At 65.6% G+C, this 19,008-nt stretch carries 21 protein-coding genes and 1 pseudogene; 15 read left to right on the top strand and 7 right to left on the bottom strand.

Annotation, left to right across the window (positions count from 1 at the left end):
* The first annotated feature begins 18 nt into the window (after nucleotides 1-18).
* The 12 genes from BLV31_RS25490 (at nucleotide 19) to BLV31_RS26020 (ending at nucleotide 9,593) form a co-directional block, all read left to right on the top strand.
* Nucleotides 19-762: an IS630 family transposase gene (locus BLV31_RS25490; RefSeq protein ID WP_248846236.1), complete on the top strand. Its 744-nt coding sequence runs from the start codon at nucleotides 19-21 to the stop codon at nucleotides 760-762.
* On the top strand, nucleotides 725-1,126 hold the full coding sequence (locus tag BLV31_RS25495) for a transposase (RefSeq protein ID WP_231411751.1): 402 nt from the start codon (nucleotides 725-727) through the stop codon (nucleotides 1,124-1,126). The genes BLV31_RS25490 and BLV31_RS25495 overlap by 38 nt, the downstream gene beginning before the upstream one ends.
* A 746-nt stretch (nucleotides 1,127-1,872) precedes the next feature.
* Nucleotides 1,873-2,685, top strand: a complete 813-nt coding sequence (locus BLV31_RS16495; RefSeq protein ID WP_198162495.1) for a ThiF family adenylyltransferase — start codon at nucleotides 1,873-1,875, stop codon at nucleotides 2,683-2,685.
* Nucleotides 2,686-2,710: 25 nt separating this feature from the next.
* On the top strand, nucleotides 2,711-3,685 hold the full coding sequence (locus BLV31_RS16500) for an iron-containing redox enzyme family protein (protein WP_230826425.1): 975 nt from the start codon (nucleotides 2,711-2,713) through the stop codon (nucleotides 3,683-3,685).
* On the top strand, nucleotides 3,682-4,392 hold the full coding sequence (locus tag BLV31_RS16505; protein ID WP_006551232.1) for a 2OG-Fe dioxygenase family protein: 711 nt from the start codon (nucleotides 3,682-3,684) through the stop codon (nucleotides 4,390-4,392). Before BLV31_RS16500 ends, BLV31_RS16505 begins: the two co-directional genes overlap by 4 nt.
* Before the next feature lie 22 nt (nucleotides 4,393-4,414).
* Nucleotides 4,415-5,362 carry an N-acetyl-gamma-glutamyl-phosphate reductase gene (gene argC, locus BLV31_RS16510; protein ID WP_033096491.1) on the top strand — a complete coding sequence of 316 codons (948 nt, stop codon included), beginning with the start codon at nucleotides 4,415-4,417 and terminating at the stop codon, nucleotides 5,360-5,362.
* On the top strand, nucleotides 5,349-6,209 hold the full coding sequence (dapF, locus tag BLV31_RS16515) for a diaminopimelate epimerase (RefSeq protein ID WP_064060946.1): 861 nt from the start codon (nucleotides 5,349-5,351) through the stop codon (nucleotides 6,207-6,209). The genes argC and dapF overlap by 14 nt, the downstream gene beginning before the upstream one ends.
* Complete coding sequence (locus BLV31_RS16520) at nucleotides 6,206-6,715, top strand: GNAT family N-acetyltransferase (protein ID WP_006551229.1); 510 nt, start codon at nucleotides 6,206-6,208, stop codon at nucleotides 6,713-6,715. The genes dapF and BLV31_RS16520 overlap by 4 nt, the downstream gene beginning before the upstream one ends.
* Complete coding sequence (locus BLV31_RS16525; RefSeq protein ID WP_064060945.1) at nucleotides 6,712-7,812, top strand: pyridoxal phosphate-dependent aminotransferase; 1,101 nt, start codon at nucleotides 6,712-6,714, stop codon at nucleotides 7,810-7,812. Before BLV31_RS16520 ends, BLV31_RS16525 begins: the two co-directional genes overlap by 4 nt.
* The gene (locus tag BLV31_RS25500) at nucleotides 7,809-8,420 is read left to right on the top strand and encodes an MFS transporter (protein WP_248846235.1); all 612 of its coding nucleotides are present in this window, start codon (nucleotides 7,809-7,811) and stop codon (nucleotides 8,418-8,420) included. Before BLV31_RS16525 ends, BLV31_RS25500 begins: the two co-directional genes overlap by 4 nt.
* 64 nt (nucleotides 8,421-8,484) lie before the next feature.
* On the top strand, nucleotides 8,485-9,294 hold the full coding sequence (locus BLV31_RS25505) for an MFS transporter (RefSeq protein ID WP_254778511.1): 810 nt from the start codon (nucleotides 8,485-8,487) through the stop codon (nucleotides 9,292-9,294).
* Nucleotides 9,291-9,593: a hypothetical protein gene (locus BLV31_RS26020; RefSeq protein ID WP_006551226.1), complete on the top strand. Its 303-nt coding sequence runs from the start codon at nucleotides 9,291-9,293 to the stop codon at nucleotides 9,591-9,593. Before BLV31_RS25505 ends, BLV31_RS26020 begins: the two co-directional genes overlap by 4 nt.
* A 467-nt stretch (nucleotides 9,594-10,060) precedes the next feature.
* Here the strand turns inward: BLV31_RS26020 and BLV31_RS16540 are convergent, their stop codons facing one another.
* Entirely contained in the window at nucleotides 10,061-10,366 is a 306-nt protein-coding gene (locus BLV31_RS16540) for a hypothetical protein (protein WP_248846233.1), read from the bottom strand.
* Between the two features lie 247 nt (nucleotides 10,367-10,613).
* Between BLV31_RS16540 and BLV31_RS25515 the strand changes: the two genes are divergently transcribed.
* Both BLV31_RS25515 and BLV31_RS25520 read left to right on the top strand, forming a co-directional pair.
* Nucleotides 10,614-10,871 (top strand): hypothetical protein, encoded by a 258-nt coding sequence (locus tag BLV31_RS25515; RefSeq protein ID WP_248846232.1) that lies wholly within the window; start codon nucleotides 10,614-10,616, stop codon nucleotides 10,869-10,871.
* Between the two features lie 297 nt (nucleotides 10,872-11,168).
* A complete protein-coding gene (locus BLV31_RS25520; protein WP_248846231.1) occupies nucleotides 11,169-11,423 on the top strand; it encodes a hypothetical protein in 255 nt (84 codons plus the stop codon).
* A 76-nt stretch (nucleotides 11,424-11,499) separates the two neighbouring features.
* Here BLV31_RS25520 and BLV31_RS25060 read toward each other — a convergent pair whose 3' ends face one another.
* Nucleotides 11,500-11,655, bottom strand: coding sequence for a hypothetical protein (locus BLV31_RS25060; RefSeq protein ID WP_162273067.1), 156 nt, complete (start codon nucleotides 11,653-11,655; stop codon nucleotides 11,500-11,502).
* Nucleotides 11,656-11,845: 190 nt separating this feature from the next.
* On the opposite strand from BLV31_RS25060, the gene BLV31_RS25065 reads away from it, so the two are divergent.
* Nucleotides 11,846-12,142: a hypothetical protein gene (locus BLV31_RS25065; RefSeq protein ID WP_162273066.1), complete on the top strand. Its 297-nt coding sequence runs from the start codon at nucleotides 11,846-11,848 to the stop codon at nucleotides 12,140-12,142.
* 470 nt (nucleotides 12,143-12,612) lie between these two features.
* Here the strand turns inward: BLV31_RS25065 and BLV31_RS16555 are convergent.
* The 5 genes and pseudogenes from BLV31_RS16555 to BLV31_RS16575 all read right to left on the bottom strand — a co-directional run.
* A pseudogene (locus BLV31_RS16555) lies at nucleotides 12,613-12,927 on the bottom strand (amidohydrolase family protein); the annotation flags it as partial.
* 63 nt (nucleotides 12,928-12,990) lie between these two features.
* The gene (gene ffh / locus BLV31_RS16560; protein WP_024100624.1) at nucleotides 12,991-14,559 is read right to left on the bottom strand and encodes a signal recognition particle protein; all 1,569 of its coding nucleotides are present in this window, start codon (nucleotides 14,557-14,559) and stop codon (nucleotides 12,991-12,993) included.
* Nucleotides 14,560-14,687: 128 nt separating this feature from the next.
* Nucleotides 14,688-17,201 (bottom strand): [protein-PII] uridylyltransferase, encoded by a 2,514-nt coding sequence (locus BLV31_RS16565; RefSeq protein WP_024100623.1) that lies wholly within the window; start codon nucleotides 17,199-17,201, stop codon nucleotides 14,688-14,690.
* Nucleotides 17,191-17,529, bottom strand: coding sequence for a P-II family nitrogen regulator (locus BLV31_RS16570; RefSeq protein ID WP_006551220.1), 339 nt, complete (start codon nucleotides 17,527-17,529; stop codon nucleotides 17,191-17,193). The genes BLV31_RS16565 and BLV31_RS16570 overlap by 11 nt, the downstream gene beginning before the upstream one ends.
* Before the next feature lie 63 nt (nucleotides 17,530-17,592).
* Entirely contained in the window at nucleotides 17,593-18,900 is a 1,308-nt protein-coding gene (locus tag BLV31_RS16575; RefSeq protein WP_006551219.1) for an ammonium transporter, read from the bottom strand.
* Nucleotides 18,901-19,008: the final 108 nt, after the last annotated feature.

Here is a 19,008-nt window from a genome sequence, read left to right on the forward strand (position 1 = left end):
CGAGACAAGGAGGTGGTCGTGGCACGCAAACCGAGCGTGTTCGTCCGATCGTTGACCATGGAGGAAGGGCGACGGCTGCAGAAGATCAGTCGCACCGCCAAGGACCCGATCAAACTCCGTCGCGCCATCGTGGTGCTGATGTCTGCCCAAGGCCAGAGTGTCAAGGACATCACCTCGTTGATGCAGGTCAGCGACGACTACGTCCGCGATGTCATCCACGCATTCAACGAGCAGGGATTCGAGGCGTTGCACCCAAAATGGAACGGGGGACGACCGAAGGCGATCGATGAGCAGACCCGCGAGAAGATCTGCTTGATAGCCCGGACGTCCCCCGCCGATTGGAAAATCACCGCGTTCTCCACCTGGAGTCCGGCCAAGCTCGCCGAGCATCTGATCGCGCAGAAGGTCGTGCCGGCGATCAGCCGCGAGACACTGCGTCGCATCCTGCGTGACGGAAAGGTCACCTGGCAGGCCACCACCACGTGGAAGGCATCGACCGATCCGGATTTCCTGTCGAAGATGCACACGATCCTCGCCCTGTACGACACCCCGCCGGCCGACGGTCTGGTGGTCTGCGTCGACGAGTTCGGTCCGTTGAACCTGCAGCCGCGGAAAGGGAAATCGTGGCGACCGCAGACGCATCCGTTGCGGTTGCGGGCGACGTATCACCGCTACGACTCCGGTGATGCACATGCTTACCGCCCTCGATTTGTCCAGCGGCCGAATGTATTACCGGATTCGTCCGCGCAAGCGCGTGGGTGAGTTCCTCGATCTTCTGAAGGTGTTGCGGGCCCGGTGGCCTGGGGAGAAGTTGTATGTGGTGCTCGACAACTTCTCCCCGCACCGGCACCAGAGTGTTCGTCGGTGGGCCGCCGACAACGATGTTGAGTTGGTGTTTCTGCCGACCTACGGGTCGTGGCTCAACTGGATCGAATCCGAGTTCGCGGCGTTGCGGTATTTCGCGCTCAATGGCACCGATCATCGCAGTCATGCCGAGCAGAACGCTGCGATCGCCGCATACGTGCGGTGGCGCAATGCTCGTGCCGAGCCGAAGACCCGGTTCGCCCCGGACTCACCGATCCGATCGTGGACCGAGTACCCGCATTACACGGCCAAGGTTGCTTGACGAGGCACTAGCTCTCCGCATCGACCCGCTCATCGACCGACGTCGGGACTCCCCCTCGACATATGCTGCAGAGCGCTCGGAGTATCCCAGCGGGACTCCTGTCGATCCAGGTGGCGGCCCGCGTCGGCAGCCGAGTTGCACCGGCATTAGCCGCCCGGTTTGATCCGGGAAATCCACGTCGCCCCTCGCGGTGCCTACAGCCACCGCCGCATGCCCGCCGACCCAACCATGGCTATGGGTGTCACGTGCAGCTCGGTTGCGACCGAACGAGTTGTAGGTCAGCAGCAGTCCCCTGAGCGCTTCGTGTCGGGTGGTTCCCCCACTGAACATACGACGCGTGCGGGAAGGTGTTCTGTGTCGTGATCCCGGACGCGTTCAGTCGGCGGATCAGAGTGGAAGAGCGACTCGCGACACTCTTCTGCATCCGTCATCTGGTGGGTGCGCCTTTGTTTCGGAAACAGCCTGTCGGGCGCCTCACCTTGAGTCCGGTGGGTTATCCGGTCAGCGATCCGTGACGAGTCACCAACTACAACTGAGGGCGAAAGCCCGAGCCTAGGGATCCGTTTTGTTGCACTTGCGAAGCCCCGATCGGGCGCTATAGTTGCCCGAAAGAAACCGCTCGGATGGTTTCTTTTCGATGTCCGGGGGCCATCACCACAGCATCTGTTCCGCCTGCTCGTGCACGTCTCGACGCAGGTTTGGTCGATGCCGGGTTCTTTGCCTTCAACGTGATCAGAGGGGGAAATGTGTATCCACGGGAAGTGCTGTTCGGGCGCATGCTGGGGTTGGTTACAGAGGAACAGCTGCGCGCACTGGGCAAGGCCACAGTGGCGATACCCGGTTGCGGCGGAACGGGGTACACGTATGCGGAGTGCCTCGCACGGATGGGCATCGGCAACTTCCGCCTCTCGGATACGGACCGTTTCGGGCCGGAGAACATGAATCGCCAATTCGGTGCGACAGTGGACACCGTCGGACGTCTGAAGTCCGAGGTGCTGGAAGAGCGCTTGCGCTCGATCAATCCGGAGATCACCGTCACGCGGTTCCCGGACATCGACGAAGACAATGTCTCCGACTTCGTCGCCGGCGCCTCGGCGCTCTGCGACACCATCGACTTCTTCGCCATGAACGAGCGTCGGATGCTGCACCGTCAGGCTCTCATTCACAAGGTGCCCACCGTGTTGTGCTGCCCGGTCGCGTACGGCGTGACGGGGCACTACTTCAACTATCACGAGAACGATCGAATCGACTTCGACGTCCTGTTCCACCAGTCCGATTCGAACGACGAGCAGCAGAACCTCGAGAACTTCGGAAACACACTCGCTCCGAACGCGTTGCATCGCGCCTATCTCGACGATCCGAATCTCGACTTCGAGAACCACAAGGTCGCCTCAGTGAGCGCCTCGTGCCTGCTGGCCACCTCGTGGGGGTCGATGCAGGCCGTGTGCGCAATCCTCGGACTGCCGTCCCAGTTCCGTCCCGTTCCCGAGATGTACGAGTTCGATCTTCGTGCAATGCAATTCGTTTCCAGCTCCATGTCCACTGCTGTTCTCGGCTGATCCCTTAGCGACCTTCGGAGATCTCATGGCATCACTCTCTTCTGGCCTGCTCGAGCAGCCCGCCGAAATCAACGACCTGCCCGAACTCCTCGACCGCGCATACACGTATGGCGACAGTGACGCCTTGCTGCGGGTTCAGCAGCGCCTTGCGGACGTTCATGCGCGTTCGTTCGAAATTCCTTCTTCCGTGCCCCGGACCGGCTTGGACACCTTGCGTTCCGACCTGCACTGTGCGTTGCAGATCGAAGAGCGCATGCTCTCATACGAGGACCGATTCATCGACCACGCCGCATGCCCGTCAACGTCCGGGGGCGGGCTCGAATTCGTGCGCAGTCTGAAATCGATCGTTCGCGAGCACCCAGCGAACCGGCACCCGTTCTATATCGAATTCCTGCCCGACAGTGCTGAAATCGGCGACATCGCCTACTACCTTGCGCAGGAGTCGGCGCTGGATCCGCGGTTCGACGACTTCATCGCTCTGATGCAAATCGGGATGTCCGTACGCCCGAAACTCGAACTGGCCGGCAACTACTGGGACGAGATGGGAAACGGTACCGAACCGCGCGTGCACACCGTGATGTTCCAGAACGCTCTCAACGAGGTCGGTGCCACCGACGACTTCATCCGCGAGAATCTCAGTGTCGACGCCATGGTATGCGGGAACCTCTCAGCCATGCTGGCATTGCGCAGGCCTTTGATCTTCCGTGCCGTGGGCAGCTTCGCCGTGACCGAATTCCTGTTTCCGCGCCGGTGCGCGCAGCTGCTCGAGGCGTGGCGGCGTAACGCGCTCTCCGTCGAGGGAATCGAGTACCACCGCGAGCACATCGGCATCGATGCGCGCCATGCGTCGGGGTTTTTCAAGAACGTCATCATTCCCTTGGTCGAGGAACGTCCCGAGGTGGCACCCGAGATCTATTGGGGCGCCGTGGCGCGCCTCAACTCGTCGCAGCGCTACCTCGACTCCACCCTGCAGACCCTGACCTACGGAAGTGCCCGATGAACACAGATCTCGCACAGCGCGGCTACGCACTCGTGGACGGCTTGTTCGCCACCGCCGAGCAACTGATCTCCTATGAGAACTGTCCGCACGATCCGTTCATGGGCAACGGCACCCGATACAAGCGGTTTTCCCAGTTCAAGCTCGTCCACGATAGCGATGGTTGGGGCACCGAGTTGCTGCCGGCACGCGCCTACACCGCGCCAAAGGAGTTCAACCCGGTCGGTGGCGGATTCAAGCGCCCGTACGAGCCGCTCGAGGTGGACTTCAGCGGGATCGTCACCGAACTGGCGGACCAGCTCGGCCTCGACCGCACGACCGCCTGGCAGATCAACGTGCACCAGAACCGGAGCATCGCCGAACCCCGGCGCTCCGGCCAGCTGACTCCGGAAGGCCGGCACAAGGACGGTCACGAGTTCGTCACCATCAGCGCGTTCGCCCGTTCGAACGTCACCGGCGGCTGCACTCGGGTGTGGAGTGACGAGGAGGCCGGACAGCCGCTATGGGAACACACGATGACCCCCGGTCAAACGTTGCTGCTCGACGATCGGGCGGTCCTGCATGATGTGACCGACATCCAGGCGGCCACCGATGTCCGCGGCACCCGGGACATCCTCATCGTTGCCTACTCACGGTGGGACGAACGGTGGTACGGCGACGAGCACGACACGGCCGTGCTCGAACCGCACGTTGTCCCGGGCCGGATGTGATCGGCCGGCGAGGACATCACTTATGAGCATCTCCTTGTTCCTCGACGGGGCAGCCGGCACCACAGGTCTTCTGATCGAAGACCTGCTGCGACGCCATCACCCCGAGTTCGAAATCCTGCACTTGTCGGACGACGATCGAAAGGATCTCGCCGCCAAGCGCGCTCTCCTCGCCGAGGCCGAATGTGCTGTGCTGTGTCTTCCCGACGCCGCTGCGATGGAATCCGCTGCTCTGGCAGACGAACTGGGTGTGCGCGTGCTCGACGCCAGCAGTGCACACCGGGTGTCGGACGGTTGGGCATACGGGCTGCCCGAACTGGACCGCGGTGCCCAGCGACATCGGATCAGTGGTGCGTGGCGGGTAGCCAACCCCGGGTGCTACGCCACTGGGGCGCTCCTGTTGCTCAACCCGCTCTCGCGCGCCGGTCTCCTCCGCCGGAATGCGCACGTTCCCATCTTCGGAATCTCCGGCTACAGCGGAGGCGGTCGCGCGATGCTGCAGCGCTTCGAACGCGCCGGCGAGACCTTGCGCACCGGCAGCTACACCCACGACCACGAGCACAAGCACGTGCGCGAGATCGTGAGACACAGCCCACTCGGCCGCAAGCCACAGTTCGTACCGTCCGTCGGTGCCTTCGAACGCGGGATGTCGGTGACGATCACCCTCGGTCGCGAAGCCCTGACCGACGAGACCGACGCCGTCGCCGTCCTGAAGCAGTACGAACAGTCCTATGCGGACGAGCAATTCGTCCAGGTGCGCACCGCGCAACCGGATGACCCGAACGGTCTGCTCATGGTCGACGACGTTGTGGGCACCAATAACGCTGCCGTCTACTGCTTCGACGACGGCACCGACCTGACCTTGGTGTGCCACCTGGACAACCTCGGCAAGGGCGCGTCGCTGGCCGCAATTCAGAATCTGAACATCATGTTCGGCTACCCGGAAGGGCTCGGTATCGATGACCAGCACTGAGCATCTCCCTTTCACGAAGTACACCGCGCTGGGCAACGACTACCTCGTCTTCGACGGCGGTCACTTCGGCACGACCTTGGACGTACAGCAGATCGTCAGGCTGTGCGATCGCCGATTCGGTGTGGGCGCCGACGGTATTCTCGTCCACTGCCCGTCCCTGGCGAGCGGGCCGTTCCGAGTGCGCATCTTCAATTCTGACGGCAGCGAATGCGAGCGCAGCGGCAACGGATTGCGCATCTATGCTCAGTGGCTGCTCGATATCGGCGCAGTCGATCGCGATCGATTCGAGATCGACTGCCTCGCCGGAACGTCCCCGATCGAGGTCAACAACGATGGCACGCTCACTGTGGCAATGGGACCGGCGGTGTTCGAGCCCCACGCGATCGGGCTGACCGACCCCTCGATCGATCCACAGCGGTTCGTGCTCGATACTTCCGCCGGCGCTCTCGACGTGACCGCATTGTCCGTCGGAAATCCACATACGGTCGTGTTCACCCCGGTCGAGCCCCATATCCAGAACACCCTCGGACCGCAGATCGCCACTCATCCTCTGTTCGCCTCCGGCACCAACGTCCAGTTCGTCGCACGGATCGACGCAGCCGGGATGGACATCGACATCTGGGAGCGTGGATCCGGCCGTACTCTCGCCTCGGGTAGCAGCGCGTGCGCCGCCGCGGCGGCCGCACTGTCGCGCGGTTCGACCACCGCCCCGGTGACCGTTCGGATGCCCGGTGGCCAGCTCACCGTCGATCGGCGCGGCACACAAATTTGGCAGACCGGACGGGCGCACCATGTGTTCGCGGGCACCGTCCGACCCCCCTCCCCGAAGGCGGTAGCTGCATTATGACCACACTGACCGTCCGTCACGCCACAGTCGCCGACGCGCAGCGCATATGCGAGATCTACAATCACGCAATCGAATCGCGTGCCAGTACGTGTGACCTCGAGTCGCGTGGCGTGCACGATATCGAAGGATGGTTCTCCGGAAGAGATTTCGGGTCCCGACCTATTTATGTGGCTGTCGACGATGGCACGGTCACCGGATATCTGTCCGTATCCGATTTTTGGAACGATCGTCCCGGTTACCGCGTCACCGCAGACTGCGGCGTCTATCTCGATCCGGCCTTCCAAGGTCGCGGGATCGGATCGACGTTGCTACGCACCTTCCTGGACGACGCTCCTCGCCTAGGCATCCGCACGGTCGTCACCAGCATGTTCGCCGACAACGCTGCGAGCGTCCAGTTGTTCGCCAGATTCGGTTTCGATCGCGTCGGCATGTGCACGGGGGTGGCGGACCTCGAAGGTGTCCGGAAGGACCTCGCTATCGTCCAACGAAGGATCACACCAGCATGACACTGACGATGCAACAATGGATCTTCGTCGAGAGCTACGGTCGTTACACCCTCGATCTTGGTGACAGCAACGTCGAACTCGCGGACATTACCACTGTCCCGGGCTTCGCCGAGATCACCACCGTGCCACTCGGATATGGTCACCAGGCCGGGCTGCCCGAACTGCGTGCAGCTATCGCTGCGCGCTACCACAATGTCGACCCGGCAGACGTTCTTGTCTGCCACGGTGCCCAAGAGGCATTCTCCCTTCTGGTCCGCAGCCTCGAAATCACCGATCGCAGCGAAGCGGTAGTGATCGGGTCGGGCTGGAGCCAGCACACCTATTATCCGGCCGAGGTCGGGCTCTCGGTTGTGACGGTCGCACTCGATCCGTGTGAGCACACTCTGCTGGCTGCGGTCGCGGAGGCCGTGACCTGGCGAACGAAGGTCATCGTCGTCGCCACACCGGAGAACCCGACCGGTTGGACCGCGTCCCGCGACTTCATCGAAGCGGTCGCCGACATCGCCGATGCCTACGACGCCGTGCTCGTGGTCGACGAGGAGTATGTTTGCGATCCCGATATGTCGGCGGCGGGGATCTCCGACTGCGTTGCCGTCATCAGCGGGTTGTCGAAGCTGCACGGTCTGCCGGGGCTTCGTATCGGTTGGTGTATCGCCACTGCTGACCTGGTCGACCGCTGTACGCAGCGGAAGCACCTGACCACCATCTCCAACTCGGTACTGTGCGAGTCCATCGCGACGGCCGTCCTGCGCGACGGCGACCGGTTTCTCGCCCGAGCCCGCACCCTCTGTCGAAGTGGTGCTCACACTCTGCAGGAATGGGCGTCTGTGCTCCCGCAGGTCAGCATCGTCAATGCTCGGGACGATCTGCCATTCGCGTGGCTTCGGATCGATAAGTCCCTCGACAGTCTCGCCGTGGCCCGACGGGCGCTTGATGAGGGTGTACTCGTCATCCCCGGGGAGGTGTTCGATCGGCCCGGGTATCTGCGTGTCGCCATCGCTCGGCCTCCCGTAGATCTCGACCGCGGCTTGAAGGTTCTGGCCCGAGCCGTGTGCGGTCCTCGATTGGATCCCCTCACGGCCGGAGGCCGCGCATGAACGATTCGGAACCGACCGCGTCATCCGGGACCATCGAACCAAGCGAGTCCGGCTGGGACATACGTTTATGGGCAGTCCTCGTCGTGGTGTGTGGTGCGTTGTTCCTCGATGGCCTCGACAGCGCCATGATCGGTGTGGCTGTACCGTCGATACAATCCGAGTTTGCGACATCAGCCAGCGCCGTTCAGTGGACCGTCAGCGCCTACGTTCTCAGCTTCGGCGGTCTGCTGCTGTTCGCCGGCAGGCTCGCCGATGCGATCGGCCGCCGTGTGGTCCTGCTCGTCGGCGTGGCGATCCTGCTTGCTGGATCTCTGCTCGGAACGTTCGCTACCACCGTCGAGTTGATCATCGTTGCCCGGTTCGGTATGGGTGTGGGCGCAGCGCTGACCGCACCAGCCGGGCTCGCGATCATCACCACGACTTTCCCTGAAGGACCAGCCCGAAATCGTGCCGTCGGCATCTACACGGCCTGCGGAGCCGTCGGCTTCTCGGCCGGCCTTCTCGGTGGCGGCCTGCTCAGCAGTGTCGGGTGGCGCTGGGTATTCGCGCTGTCAGTGGTGATGGCCGCTGTAGTCTGGGCCGGCGCAGTGACCTTCGTCCCCCCCTGATCGACCAATCCGCACCGAGCGGAGAACATTGAACCTGCCCGGATCGCTCGCTCTTACTGCGACGATGCTGCTGCTTGTCTACACCGTGGTTGAAGCGCCACAAGCAGGCTGGACCTCGACGTCGACACTCGCCCTGGCAACCGGTGTGCTCGTTCTCGCCGCAGGGTTCGCATACACGGAACGGCGTAGCGTCGCACCTCTGTTCCCCCGGCACCTGTTCCGCGGGGGGGACTTGCTCTCCGCCGCTCTGTTCAGCGCTGCAATCATGGGAACCTACACAAGCTTTCAGTTCCTCAGTGCGCTATATCTGCAGCAGAACCTGCACTGGTCACCGCTGCAGATGGCGCTTGGGTTCCTCCCGTTGAGTGTCCTGGTGGCAATCATCGGACCTAAGGTCGGCGTATTGATCAGCGCTGTGGGAACCCGCCTCGTCATCGCTACCGGTTTCGGCATCTATGCAGTCGCGTACCTGTTGTTCCTGCGAATCGGCGGTGGGGGTTCGTTCTGGGATCTCGTCCTTCCCACTGTGGTGCTTGTCGGTTTCGCTTTCCCGATGAGTTTTACCGGCGCTTATGTGCAAGCCACCTCCGGAGTTCCCGATCGGGACCAGGGCGTAGCTGCCGCGGTTGCCCAGACCGGCTATCAGTTGGGCTCAGCGCTTGTGCTGGCGGTCGTGACACTCCGGCTCCCGCAGGGAACTTCGGTCGGTGTCGTAGCCACACCCGCCGACTATCGCGACGGGATGATTGTCGTCTGTGCTGTCGCTCTTGCTGCCTTCGCCTGTGCAGTTCTCCGCGTGGTCCGACCTCACCGGCGGGCTCACGCCGTCAGGGTGTCGGAGGACGTGTCCGCAGCAAAGGTGATGCCACGATGACCAACGAGCCGCTCTGCCACGTGCTGTCCGTGTTCGACATCGAGGCCGAACCGGTCACCGACGGCATTCTGCGGCGGCGCATTCATCGTTCGGATTTCGCGTCGAGTTGGCTGATCGAATTCGCCCCCGGCAGTTGTTGGCCCGAGGTGGGCCGTCACACCGGGAGGAATGGTACTACGTTCTTCGGGGCGAAATCCTTGAAGGAAATCGGTGTCATCCCGCAGGAACGTACGTCCGGTTCCTTCCCGGCTCCTCCCACCGTCCCCGCAGCCGTACCGGAGCTGTCATTCTCGGGATAACCCAGGAGCAAGCGGACTATCGGTCGGAGTAGTCACGGTACCTCTGAAAATCGCGAAACCGGCGGAGCACTGTTCGATCGGGTGCCCGTTGAGCGATCCCGACCCCTGGAGCCGGGTTGTAGGGGTCCCACGCACGAGTCGTGAACTCGTACCGGCCGGAATCGCTGGGCACCGGGGAAGATGATCATCCGGGGAGACGACATCATGAAGCGCAGTACATTCATAATGCAACGCCATTTAACTGCCTCGATGACACGTCCCCGCGCCATCGACGGTGGCAGTGCGGTCGCGTGCGCGGCACCCGCACGCCACGGCGATGAGCCGAATCACGGTCAGTAGACCCGCGCCGACACCGGGACCTGCCTGACCGGAAGCGGCGAACCACATCGCGAAGGTGACCTACAGCACCGCGATCATCATTCCGGTGGCGGTACGCGGCCGGAGCGGCGTCACATCGTCGGTGGGCATCACCACGGTTCCGGATGGGCTCGGGACGCAGCAGGGACATCGAGATCACGGGGCGGTACGGCGGTTTCCGTCACCGGGGGAACAGCGCGCACGGTCGAGGACCACCGCAGCCGACCGGCGCGCACCCCTTCATACTTGCGGCCTTGGGCGCGGGTGATCTCCCGCAACCGGTCCGCCTCGGCGAAGTACACCAGCTGCCAGTCGCCGGTGACGAGTTCGGCGATCACCGGCGCCGGACCCCGACCGACACCGCCTATGCGGCGCGCGGTCTCGGCGAGAGCGTGCACATCGACCGAGGTTGCCACCGGATTCGATCCGGGTATCGAGAAGTGCTCCCGGCTCGTCCGCATTCCGTACATCCCCGCTCCTCGCTCCACGGACTCGACCGGAGCCGGGCCGTCTCCGGTCTGCACTTGCAGGTGCACAGTGTCGCCTCCACAGTCCTGCCGAGACGAGGGCGGGTCGATACCCGATCCGCACCGCCGCCGACAGCGCCTCTCTCGGTCCATGTCTGCATCGTGCACGACGTCGTTGTTCGCTACCGTGCCGAGCATGGGCACGACCCTGCACGCACCTCACCCCTGGCCTGCCATCACTGCGGCCCTGCGCCGGCCCGGACCCCGGCGCGTCGCCATCGCCTACCTCGACCACACCGCGCCCGACCTGCTGCCGCTGCGCAGCGGGGGCCAGTTGATCGTCGACACCGCCCGCGCCGCCGTGCGCGCACACGCCACATCCCCACCACCCTCGCCCACTTCCTCGACGCCGGCGTGCAGGTGCTGTCGACTGCGAACCTGCACACCGGCCTGATCGTCACCGCAGAGAAGGTGATCGTCGGCCCGGCCAGCGCCTCGCACGCCTCCACCGTCGCCGACAAAACCGCGCTGATCGCCGACGATCCCGGCGCCATCGCAGCAGCACATGCCTTCCTCGACCGTCTCGAGGACACCGTCGTCGACGAGGTGTTCCTCGACAGCGCCACCGCCATCTGGCAGATCGGCCGCGTCGTACCCCTGGCCGGGATCGGCCCCGGGCTATCGCACCCACTAGGTCCGCGAGGACAACCCTGGTCCCGACCGCCGCACCCGTCTCCAGCCCGGCGACGTCGTGATCCGGATCAGCAACGACGACACCCGGCTGGACCCGCCGGCCGTCGTCGCAACCGGCCCCCACCGCATCCCCCACACCCGCCACGCCCTGGCCTACCGGTTACGCGCCCGCGCCGACCTCGACCCCATCGCCATATCCGACGCCACGCGCATCCTCACCGACCGCGGTCACTCGAACCCGCGCCTGCACCGCGACCACCGCATCATCTCTGCGAACCTGCGCGCCGCGGTGCTGGCTCTGTGGAAGATGTGACCATCTTTGGACCGTTGACCGGCGGCCCACCCGGTACACCCCCACTGACATGCGTAAATGGCACGTCCCCTGCGCCTTACACTGCCGGCTGCATCGCCTCGGCGGCGAAGGCTTGTGTCCACCACTGGTCGACGTTGGCGTGCTCTTTCGGTAACGCCAGGGCCGGGGCTACGACGAAGTACCGCTCGACGGTCGGGCACACCGGGCCACGTTCGTGCTGGTAGACACGCACGATTTCCATCGTCCCCGATGTCCGGGCGAACCTTGTTCTGTGCGGCTCCGTCGGCCGCGAGGCGACCGAGGATGTTGTGCATGCTGGCCCGGGAGCCGCAGCCGCGGATGCGGACCGAGCGTGCGGCATCGCCGAGTTCGGTCGGGTCGGTCTTGCGGGGCCGCAGAATGCGGCGAATCTCGTAGATGGCGTGCTCGTGGCTCTCGAGGATTGCCTCGACGGCATCCAGGACGTTGTCGAGCTGGTGCTCGCGGAGCATCTCGATCAGGCGGCGGCCGCCGACGAGGCCCTGCGCTGGATTGAGCGCGAGTGCGAGGTGTTCCATCAACAGAGTTCTCGCGCCGACTTCGGGTGCTTCGGCATAACGAGCGAAGTTCTCGGCGCGACTGCTCTTGCTGGCAAAGCTGAACGGACAGAATGTGCACGCGCTCTTGCCGACGCTGGTGCCGAGGATCGAGCGGGTGTAGTCGATCGCGTCGGCGCGTGACCACCCCCAGTCGATCAACGGGTACTCGCCGGTGCGTCGGTCGGTGTTGAAGAGTGCGTCCTTGTCCGCGCGACGCTGCTCGCCTGCCTCGAATCCCATGACGTGCCGATAGGGACGGCCGCGGGTGATCCGAGTGATCACCGGGTCGAGGACATCGCCTTTCGCGACGCCGACACTGGAATGTGTCGCTGCCGCACCGACGACCGCGGCCGCCGCACCGACACCAGCGATCTCGGATCCGGGGCACCCATCGAGCGCCATTCCCACAGCACCGGTGCTTCATCACCAGCGAGGCGAAACCACCATTGTGAAGTCACGAAAGGCCCCAGTTGCCGAGTGCGGGACATGACCGCCCATCCGCAGAACACGTGTGCGGACCCATACACGGGCCTCCCCCGGTCAGGGATGTACTTCCGTCCTTCCCATCATCGAGGGATCGGCTACTTTAGCGGGCTACATCAGCGAGCGCTGGGCAGGGCGATGTGCCGGCCGGCCCGGATGATCCGGGACAGGTCCGCCCGCTGATCGAGGGCCCGGGTGTCGACAGGCGACCCGGCGTCGCGGAGCAGCAGGACACCCGCGTCGCGTTCGGTGACGGTCTGCGCGAGCAGACCCTCCTCGTCCTCCGCTCCCCCACCGAACCGGAGGCCGACGTGGCAGTGCGCGTCGACGAGGCCCGGCAGGATCCAGCCGTCGGCGCAGAGCACCTCGGCGTCGCGGCCGGGCTCGGCCGTGAACGCTCCGTCGGCCCCGACGAACAGTTCGACGGGTTCGCCGTCGGCCAACGACCGGCCTCACACGACGAAGGAACGCGCATCACCCTCGGTCACGGTCATCCCCGGACCGGCTCAGTTCTTGGGGAACTTCAGCTTCGACAGGTCGAAGTTCTCGAGTCCCGGAGGAAGCTCGTCGAGGCCCTTCGGCATCTTCGACAGGTCGGGCATCCCGGCGGGCATGCCGCCTGGGAGACCGGGGAAGCCGCCGGGCATACCGCCCCGCACCTTCGGCGGCGTCGGTCCGCGACCGCCCTTCTTCCCCTTCTTGCCCTTCTTGCGCTGATTCTTGCGTGCGCCCGGCATGCCCATCTGGCCGGCCATGGCCGTCATCATCTTCCGGGCCTCGAAGAACCGGTCGACGAGCTGGTTGACGTCGGAGACCTTCACACCGGAACCGTTGGCGATGCGCAATCGCCGCGAGCCGTTGATGATCTTCGGGTTGGCGCGCTCCTCCGGCGTCATGCCGCGGATGATCGCCTGGATGCGGTCGAGCTGCTTCTCGTCGACGTTGGCGAGGGCGTCCTTCATCTGCCCGGCTCCGGGCAGCATGCCCAGGAGATTGGCGATGGGGCCCATCTTCCGCACGGCCATCATCTGCTCGAGGAAGTCCTCGAGGGTGAGCTCGCCGGAACCGATCTTGTTGGCGGTGGCCTCGGCCTGCTCGGCGTCGAAGACCTGCTCGGCCTGCTCGATCAGGGTGAGCACGTCGCCCATGCCGAGGATGCGGCTGGCCATGCGCTCGGGGTGGAAGACGTCGAAGTCCTCGAGCTTCTCACCGGTGGAGGCGAACATGATCGGCTGGCCGGTGAGCTCGCGGACGCTGAGCGCGGCACCTCCGCGAGCGTCGCCGTCGAGCTTGGTGAGCACCACGCCGGTGAAGCCGACGCCCTCGCGGAACGCCTCGGCTGTGCTCACGGCGTCCTGACCGATCATCGCGTCGAGGACGAACAACACCTCGTCGGGCTGCACTGCGTCGCGGATGCCCGCGGCCTGCGCCATGAGTTCCTGGTCGATACCGAGGCGACCGGCGGTGTCGACGATGACCACGTCGTACTGCTTGTTGCGCGCCTCGGCGATGCCCTGCTCGGCCACGGCGATCGGGTCGGCGGCGGTGACTCCGAGTTCGTTCTCGCCTCCGCCGATGGAGGTGCCGGGATGGGGCGCGAAGACCGACACGCCGGCACGCTCACCGACCACCTGCAGCTGGGTCACAGCGCCGGGGCGCTGGAGGTCGCAGGCGACCAGCATCGGGGTGTGCCCCTGCGCCTTGAGCCACTTCGCGAGCTTACCCGCGAGCGTGGTCTTACCGGCACCCTGCAGACCGGCGAGCATGATGACCGTCGGCGGGTTCTTCGCGAACTGCAGACGACGGGTCTCGCCGCCGAGGATCCCGACGAGTTCCTCGTTGACGATCTTGACGACCTGCTGGGCCGGGTTGAGCGCGCCATGCACCTCGGCGCCCTTGGCGCGCACCTTGATCTTCTTGATGAACTCGCGCACGACGGGCAGCGCGACGTCGGCCTCGAGCAGGGCGAGGCGGATCTCACGGCAGGTCGCGTCGATGTCCGCGTCGGACAGCCGCCCCTTGCCGCGCAGGTCCTTCAGGACCCCTGTCAACCTGTCGGAAAGGGATTCGAACACCGAATGCGCTCCTGAGCTCTGACGAAGATGCGGACATTGCTGCGAACCAGGGTAACCGCTCCCGATCCCTCGCGATCGCGGGTGGCCACACCACAGCGCGGGCCACCCGCGCTGTCACGATCCGTCGGTCACGCTCTGTCGACGGGTGCGGGCGGCTCGGGAGCAGGCAGGACCGACAACAGTTCCTTCTCGAGATGTTCCCGGGAGACACGGGTGTGGGCACCGGCGAGATCGACGCAGAACGAGTCGATCACCGTCGAACCCAGCGTGCTCACCCGCGCCCACCGCACGTCGGCTCCGACACGCTCGAAGACGTCCGCGAGACGGCACAGCAGACCGATCCGGTCCTCCGACCGGATCTCGAGCACGACCTGGTCCGATTCGGATCCTTCGAACCAGATGATCCGCGGCGGCGCGAGAGCGGCGCTGACCGGAACCGCCCGGGCCGTTCGCTCGGGAAGCCGGCTCTCGCGTTCGGCGCGGTCCTTGGCCTCGAGGGCACCGAGGAGGTCGAGATCGCCGGAGCGCGCCCGCACGAGTTCCTGCCGGAGCAGGGCCGCTTCGGGCGGTGAACCGAATCTCGGAGCCACGACGAAGCTGTTGACCGTGCTGCCGGCGTGACTGCCGATCGAGGCCGACAGCACCCGCAGACCGTGCAGGGAGAGCACACCGGCCTCGTCGGAGAGCACGCCCCGCTCGTCGGGCGCGACGAAGGTCGCGGAGAAGCTGCGGCCGTCCTCGCGTGGTTCGAGCGCGACGTGCAGGGCGCCGTCCTCGGCGAGGTTCGCGAGGGCGGGATCGATCGGATCCGGTGCCGGCAGCTCGTCCCCCGCCATCATCATGCGGCAGCGGCGCACGAGTTCCCGGATCAGCGACGCCTTCCAGTCCCCCCACACCCCCGGGCCGGTGGCCTGCGAATCCGCCTCGGCCAAGGCGTGGAGCAGGTCGAGCAGCACCGGATCCCCGTCGAGGGCGCCGACGACCGCGGCCACGGTCTCCGGATCGTCGAGGTCGCGGCGGGTCGCGGTGTGCGGCAGGAGCAGATGGTGCCGCACCATCGAGGTGAGCAGCGCCAGATCCGAAGGCCACAGGCCCATCCGCCGCCCGATCTGCAGGGCCAGTTCGGCACCGACCACGCTGTGGTCGCCCCCGCGTCCCTTCCCGATGTCGTGCAGCAATGCGCCGAGGACGAGCAGGTCCGGACGGGAGACCCGCGTCGTCAGTTCGCTCGCGTACACGGCGGTCTCGACGAGGTGCCTGTCGACGGTCCACGTGTGGACGGCGTCGCGGGGCGGCAGGTCGCGCACCGCACCCCATTCGGGGAGCAACCTCCCCCACAGTCCGGTGCGGTCCAGCGACTCGATGACGTCGACCGCGCGACGTCCCGAGCCGAGCAGCACCAGGAAGTCGTCGAGGGCTTCCCGGGGCCAGGGTTCGCGCAGCTCCGGTGCGTGATCGGCGAGTCGGGTGAGCGTGGCCGCCGAGACGGGCAGTCCGGCCTGCGCAGCGGCCGCCGCGACCCGCGTGATCAGGCCCGGATCGCGACGCGGATGCGCGTCGCGTGCGAGGGCGACCTCTCCCCCGTGCTCGACGACCCCTTCGTCGAGCGGACGCCGCACCGGTCCGCGGCGCAGACGCGACAGACCCTTGCGCGGCAGCGAATTGGCCGCGGTGCGCAGACCGACGTCGACGGAATAGCTGATCGTGCGGGCCGATTCGGTGAGCACCCGCGCAAGATCGAAACGGTCGCCGATCCGCAGCGCCGCGGCGATCTCGTCGGCGTCCTGCGCGCGCAGCTGGTCGCGGGAGCGGCCGGCGACGCGGTGCAGCTCGGTGCGTACATCGAGCAGTCGCCGGTGGGCGGCCGCGAGCCCGCCGCCCGGGACGTCGGGTCCGAGTCCTGGCATGCCGTCGGTGAGCTGCGCAACGGACAGGGCATTGAGCAACTGCACGTCCCGCAACCCGCCGCGACCGCTCTTGAGGTCGGGTTCGGCCCGGTGGGCGATCTGCCCGCTGCGCTGCCATCGCACCTCGGTCGTCTCGATGAGTTCGTCGAAGCGGGACCGGATGCCGGTGCGCCACTGCCGTCGCACACCACCGATGAGCAGATTGCTCAGCTGGGCGTCGCCCGCGATGTGCCGCGCCTCGAGCATTCCCAACGCGGCCGTCAGATCGGACGAGAACACCTGGAGGGCCTGGGGCACCGTCCGGACACTGTGGTCGAGCTTGATGTGCGCGTCCCACAGCGGGTACCAGAGCTCGTCGGCGACCTTCGACACGACGGACGGCGCCATGTCGTCGTGGAGGAGGATGAGATCGAGATCGGAGTACGGGAGCATCTCGCGGCGTCCGAGACCCCCGACGGCGACGATGGCGAAGCCTCCCTCGCGCTTGATGCCGAGTTCGGAGCCCTTCGTCGTCAACCAGAATTCGTGCAGGTCCACGAGGGCGTGGCGCAGGGCCACGGTGTCGAGGCGGCGGCTGCGGGGGCCGCCGGAGAGCAGGGTGTCGCGGGCGGCCGCCAGATCGGCGGCGCCCGCCGGTGCGGTTGTGCGGGCCGAGGACACCGAAGGCCCCGATCCCGCTGCCGAAGCAGCGCGATCAGGGCCTCGAGTGCCGGACCCCTGGGGGTCAGAGCGCATCCGAACCTCGTTCTCCGGTGCGGACCCGGACAACGGCTTCCACGGGCGTGACCCACACCTTGCCGTCGCCGATCTTGCCGGTACGGGAGGCCTCGACGATGGTCTCGACGACCTTGTCGACAGCGGAGTCGTCGATGACGACCTCGACACGGACCTTCGGCACGAAGTCGACGGAGTACTCGGCTCCGCGGTAGACCTCGGTGTGGCCCTTCTGGCGGCCGTACCCCTGCACCTCGCTGACTGTCATTCCCAGCACACCGGCCTGCTCCAGGCCTGCCTTGACGTCCTCGAGCGTGAACGGCTTGATGATCGCCGTGATCAGCTTCATATCCTCATCCTTCCCAGAGCCCGCTGGCCGCTGTCATCCCTGCTCACTGTCGTGGTCTTCTTATCACTTGAGAGCCGGCGCGAAGTCGTATGCGGATTCCGCATGTTCGGCTTCGTCGATACCGCGGGCCTCTTCCTCGTCGCTCACACGCCAGCCCATGGGCTTGAGTGCGAAGGCGATCACTGCGGTGACGACGGCGGTGAACACCAGGGCGACGACTGCGATGACGATCTGGATGACGAGCTGCTTGTAATCGCCACCGTAGAACAATCCGGTCTCGGTGCCGAGGAAGCCGATGGCGACCGTGCCCCACAGGCCGGACACGAGGTGGACACCCACGACGTCGAGCGAGTCGTCGTAACCGAACTTGTACTTCAGACCCACCGCGAGGGCGGACAGGACACCGGCGATGACGCCGAGGGCGATCGATCCGACCGGGCTCAGCGAGCCGGCAGCGGGGGTGATGGCGACCAGGCCGGCGACGGTACCGGACGCGGCACCGAGGCTGGTGGCCTTGCCGTCACGGATGCGCTCGGTGAGGAGCCAGCCGAGGATGGCGGCGGCGGTGGCGGTGGTGGTGTTGACCCAGGCCAGGCCGGCAGTACCGTCGGCGGCGAAGGCCGAACCGGCGTTGAAGCCGAACCATCCGAACCACAGCAGCGCGGCACCGAGCATGACGAACGGCAGGTTGTGCGGACGGAAGGCGGTGCGACCGAAGCCGGCACGCTTGCCGATGACGACGGCCAGGACGAGAGCGGCGATACCGGCGTTGATGTGTACGACCGTGCCACCGGCGAAGTCGATCGGCTCCACCGCGGCGCTGACCTCTCCGCCGTCCTCGACGGTGCCGAACATGGCCGCTGCGATGCTGTCCTCGGAGCCCGAGAGCAGGCCGCCACCCCACACCATGTGGGCGAGCGGGAAGTAGGCGCAGGTGACCCAGATGGCCGCGAACGCCATCCACGTACCGAACTTCACGCGCTCGGCCAGCGCACCGCTGATCAGGGCGGTGGTGATGATCGCGAAGGTCACCTGGAAACCGATGTCGATGATCTGCGGGTAGTTGCCCGAACCACTTGCAAGGAACTCACCATCCTCGCCGTACATGGCTCCCTGCAGACCGAACTGCTCGAAGGGGTTCGCGAAGATCCCGAGTACGCTCTCGTTGCCGTAGGACATCGACCAGCCCCACAGGACGTAGATGACCCCGATCACGGCCATCGCGCCGAAGGACATCATCATCATGTTGAGCACGGACTTGGAACGGGACATCCCGCCGTAGAAGAACGCCAGGCCCGGGGTCATCAGAAGCACGAGCGACGCTGCTATCAGCATCCACGCTGCGTCGCCGGTGTTCACCACTTCCTCCACTTGCAACCTCCCTGTAGGCCGCGCCGAGCGGCGCGTTGTCGAGGGAAAGCTTGCTGCCCGGATGTTTCCGTGGAGGCGCCGCGCTGTTTCGTGGGCGTGAACGCAGGA

This window comes from Rhodococcus pyridinivorans (assembly GCF_900105195.1).
In the GTDB taxonomy this organism is placed as follows: Bacteria; Actinomycetota; Actinomycetes; order Mycobacteriales; family Mycobacteriaceae; genus Rhodococcus; species Rhodococcus pyridinivorans.

Excerpts from the sequence above, each read along its gene's own strand:
- BLV31_RS25505 (WP_254778511.1), top strand. The coding sequence starts at position 8,485 with ATGCTGCTGCTTGTCTACACCGTGGTTGAAGCGCCACAAGCAGGCTGG.
- dapF (WP_064060946.1), top strand. The coding sequence starts at position 5,349 with ATGACCAGCACTGAGCATCTCCCTTTCACGAAGTACACCGCGCTGGGC.
- BLV31_RS25515 (WP_248846232.1), top strand. The coding sequence starts at position 10,614 with ATGGGCACGACCCTGCACGCACCTCACCCCTGGCCTGCCATCACTGCG.
- BLV31_RS16525 (WP_064060945.1), top strand. The coding sequence starts at position 6,712 with ATGACACTGACGATGCAACAATGGATCTTCGTCGAGAGCTACGGTCGT.
- argC (WP_033096491.1), top strand. The coding sequence starts at position 4,415 with ATGAGCATCTCCTTGTTCCTCGACGGGGCAGCCGGCACCACAGGTCTT.
- BLV31_RS25495 (WP_231411751.1), top strand. The coding sequence starts at position 725 with ATGTATTACCGGATTCGTCCGCGCAAGCGCGTGGGTGAGTTCCTCGAT.
- BLV31_RS16565 (WP_024100623.1), bottom strand. The coding sequence starts at position 17,201 with ATGCGCTCTGACCCCCAGGGGTCCGGCACTCGAGGCCCTGATCGCGCT.
- BLV31_RS25500 (WP_248846235.1), top strand. The coding sequence starts at position 7,809 with ATGAACGATTCGGAACCGACCGCGTCATCCGGGACCATCGAACCAAGC.
- BLV31_RS16570 (WP_006551220.1), bottom strand. The coding sequence starts at position 17,529 with ATGAAGCTGATCACGGCGATCATCAAGCCGTTCACGCTCGAGGACGTC.
- BLV31_RS16505 (WP_006551232.1), top strand. The coding sequence starts at position 3,682 with ATGAACACAGATCTCGCACAGCGCGGCTACGCACTCGTGGACGGCTTG.
- BLV31_RS16500 (WP_230826425.1), top strand. The coding sequence starts at position 2,711 with ATGGCATCACTCTCTTCTGGCCTGCTCGAGCAGCCCGCCGAAATCAAC.
- BLV31_RS16520 (WP_006551229.1), top strand. The coding sequence starts at position 6,206 with ATGACCACACTGACCGTCCGTCACGCCACAGTCGCCGACGCGCAGCGC.
- BLV31_RS26020 (WP_006551226.1), top strand. The coding sequence starts at position 9,291 with ATGACCAACGAGCCGCTCTGCCACGTGCTGTCCGTGTTCGACATCGAG.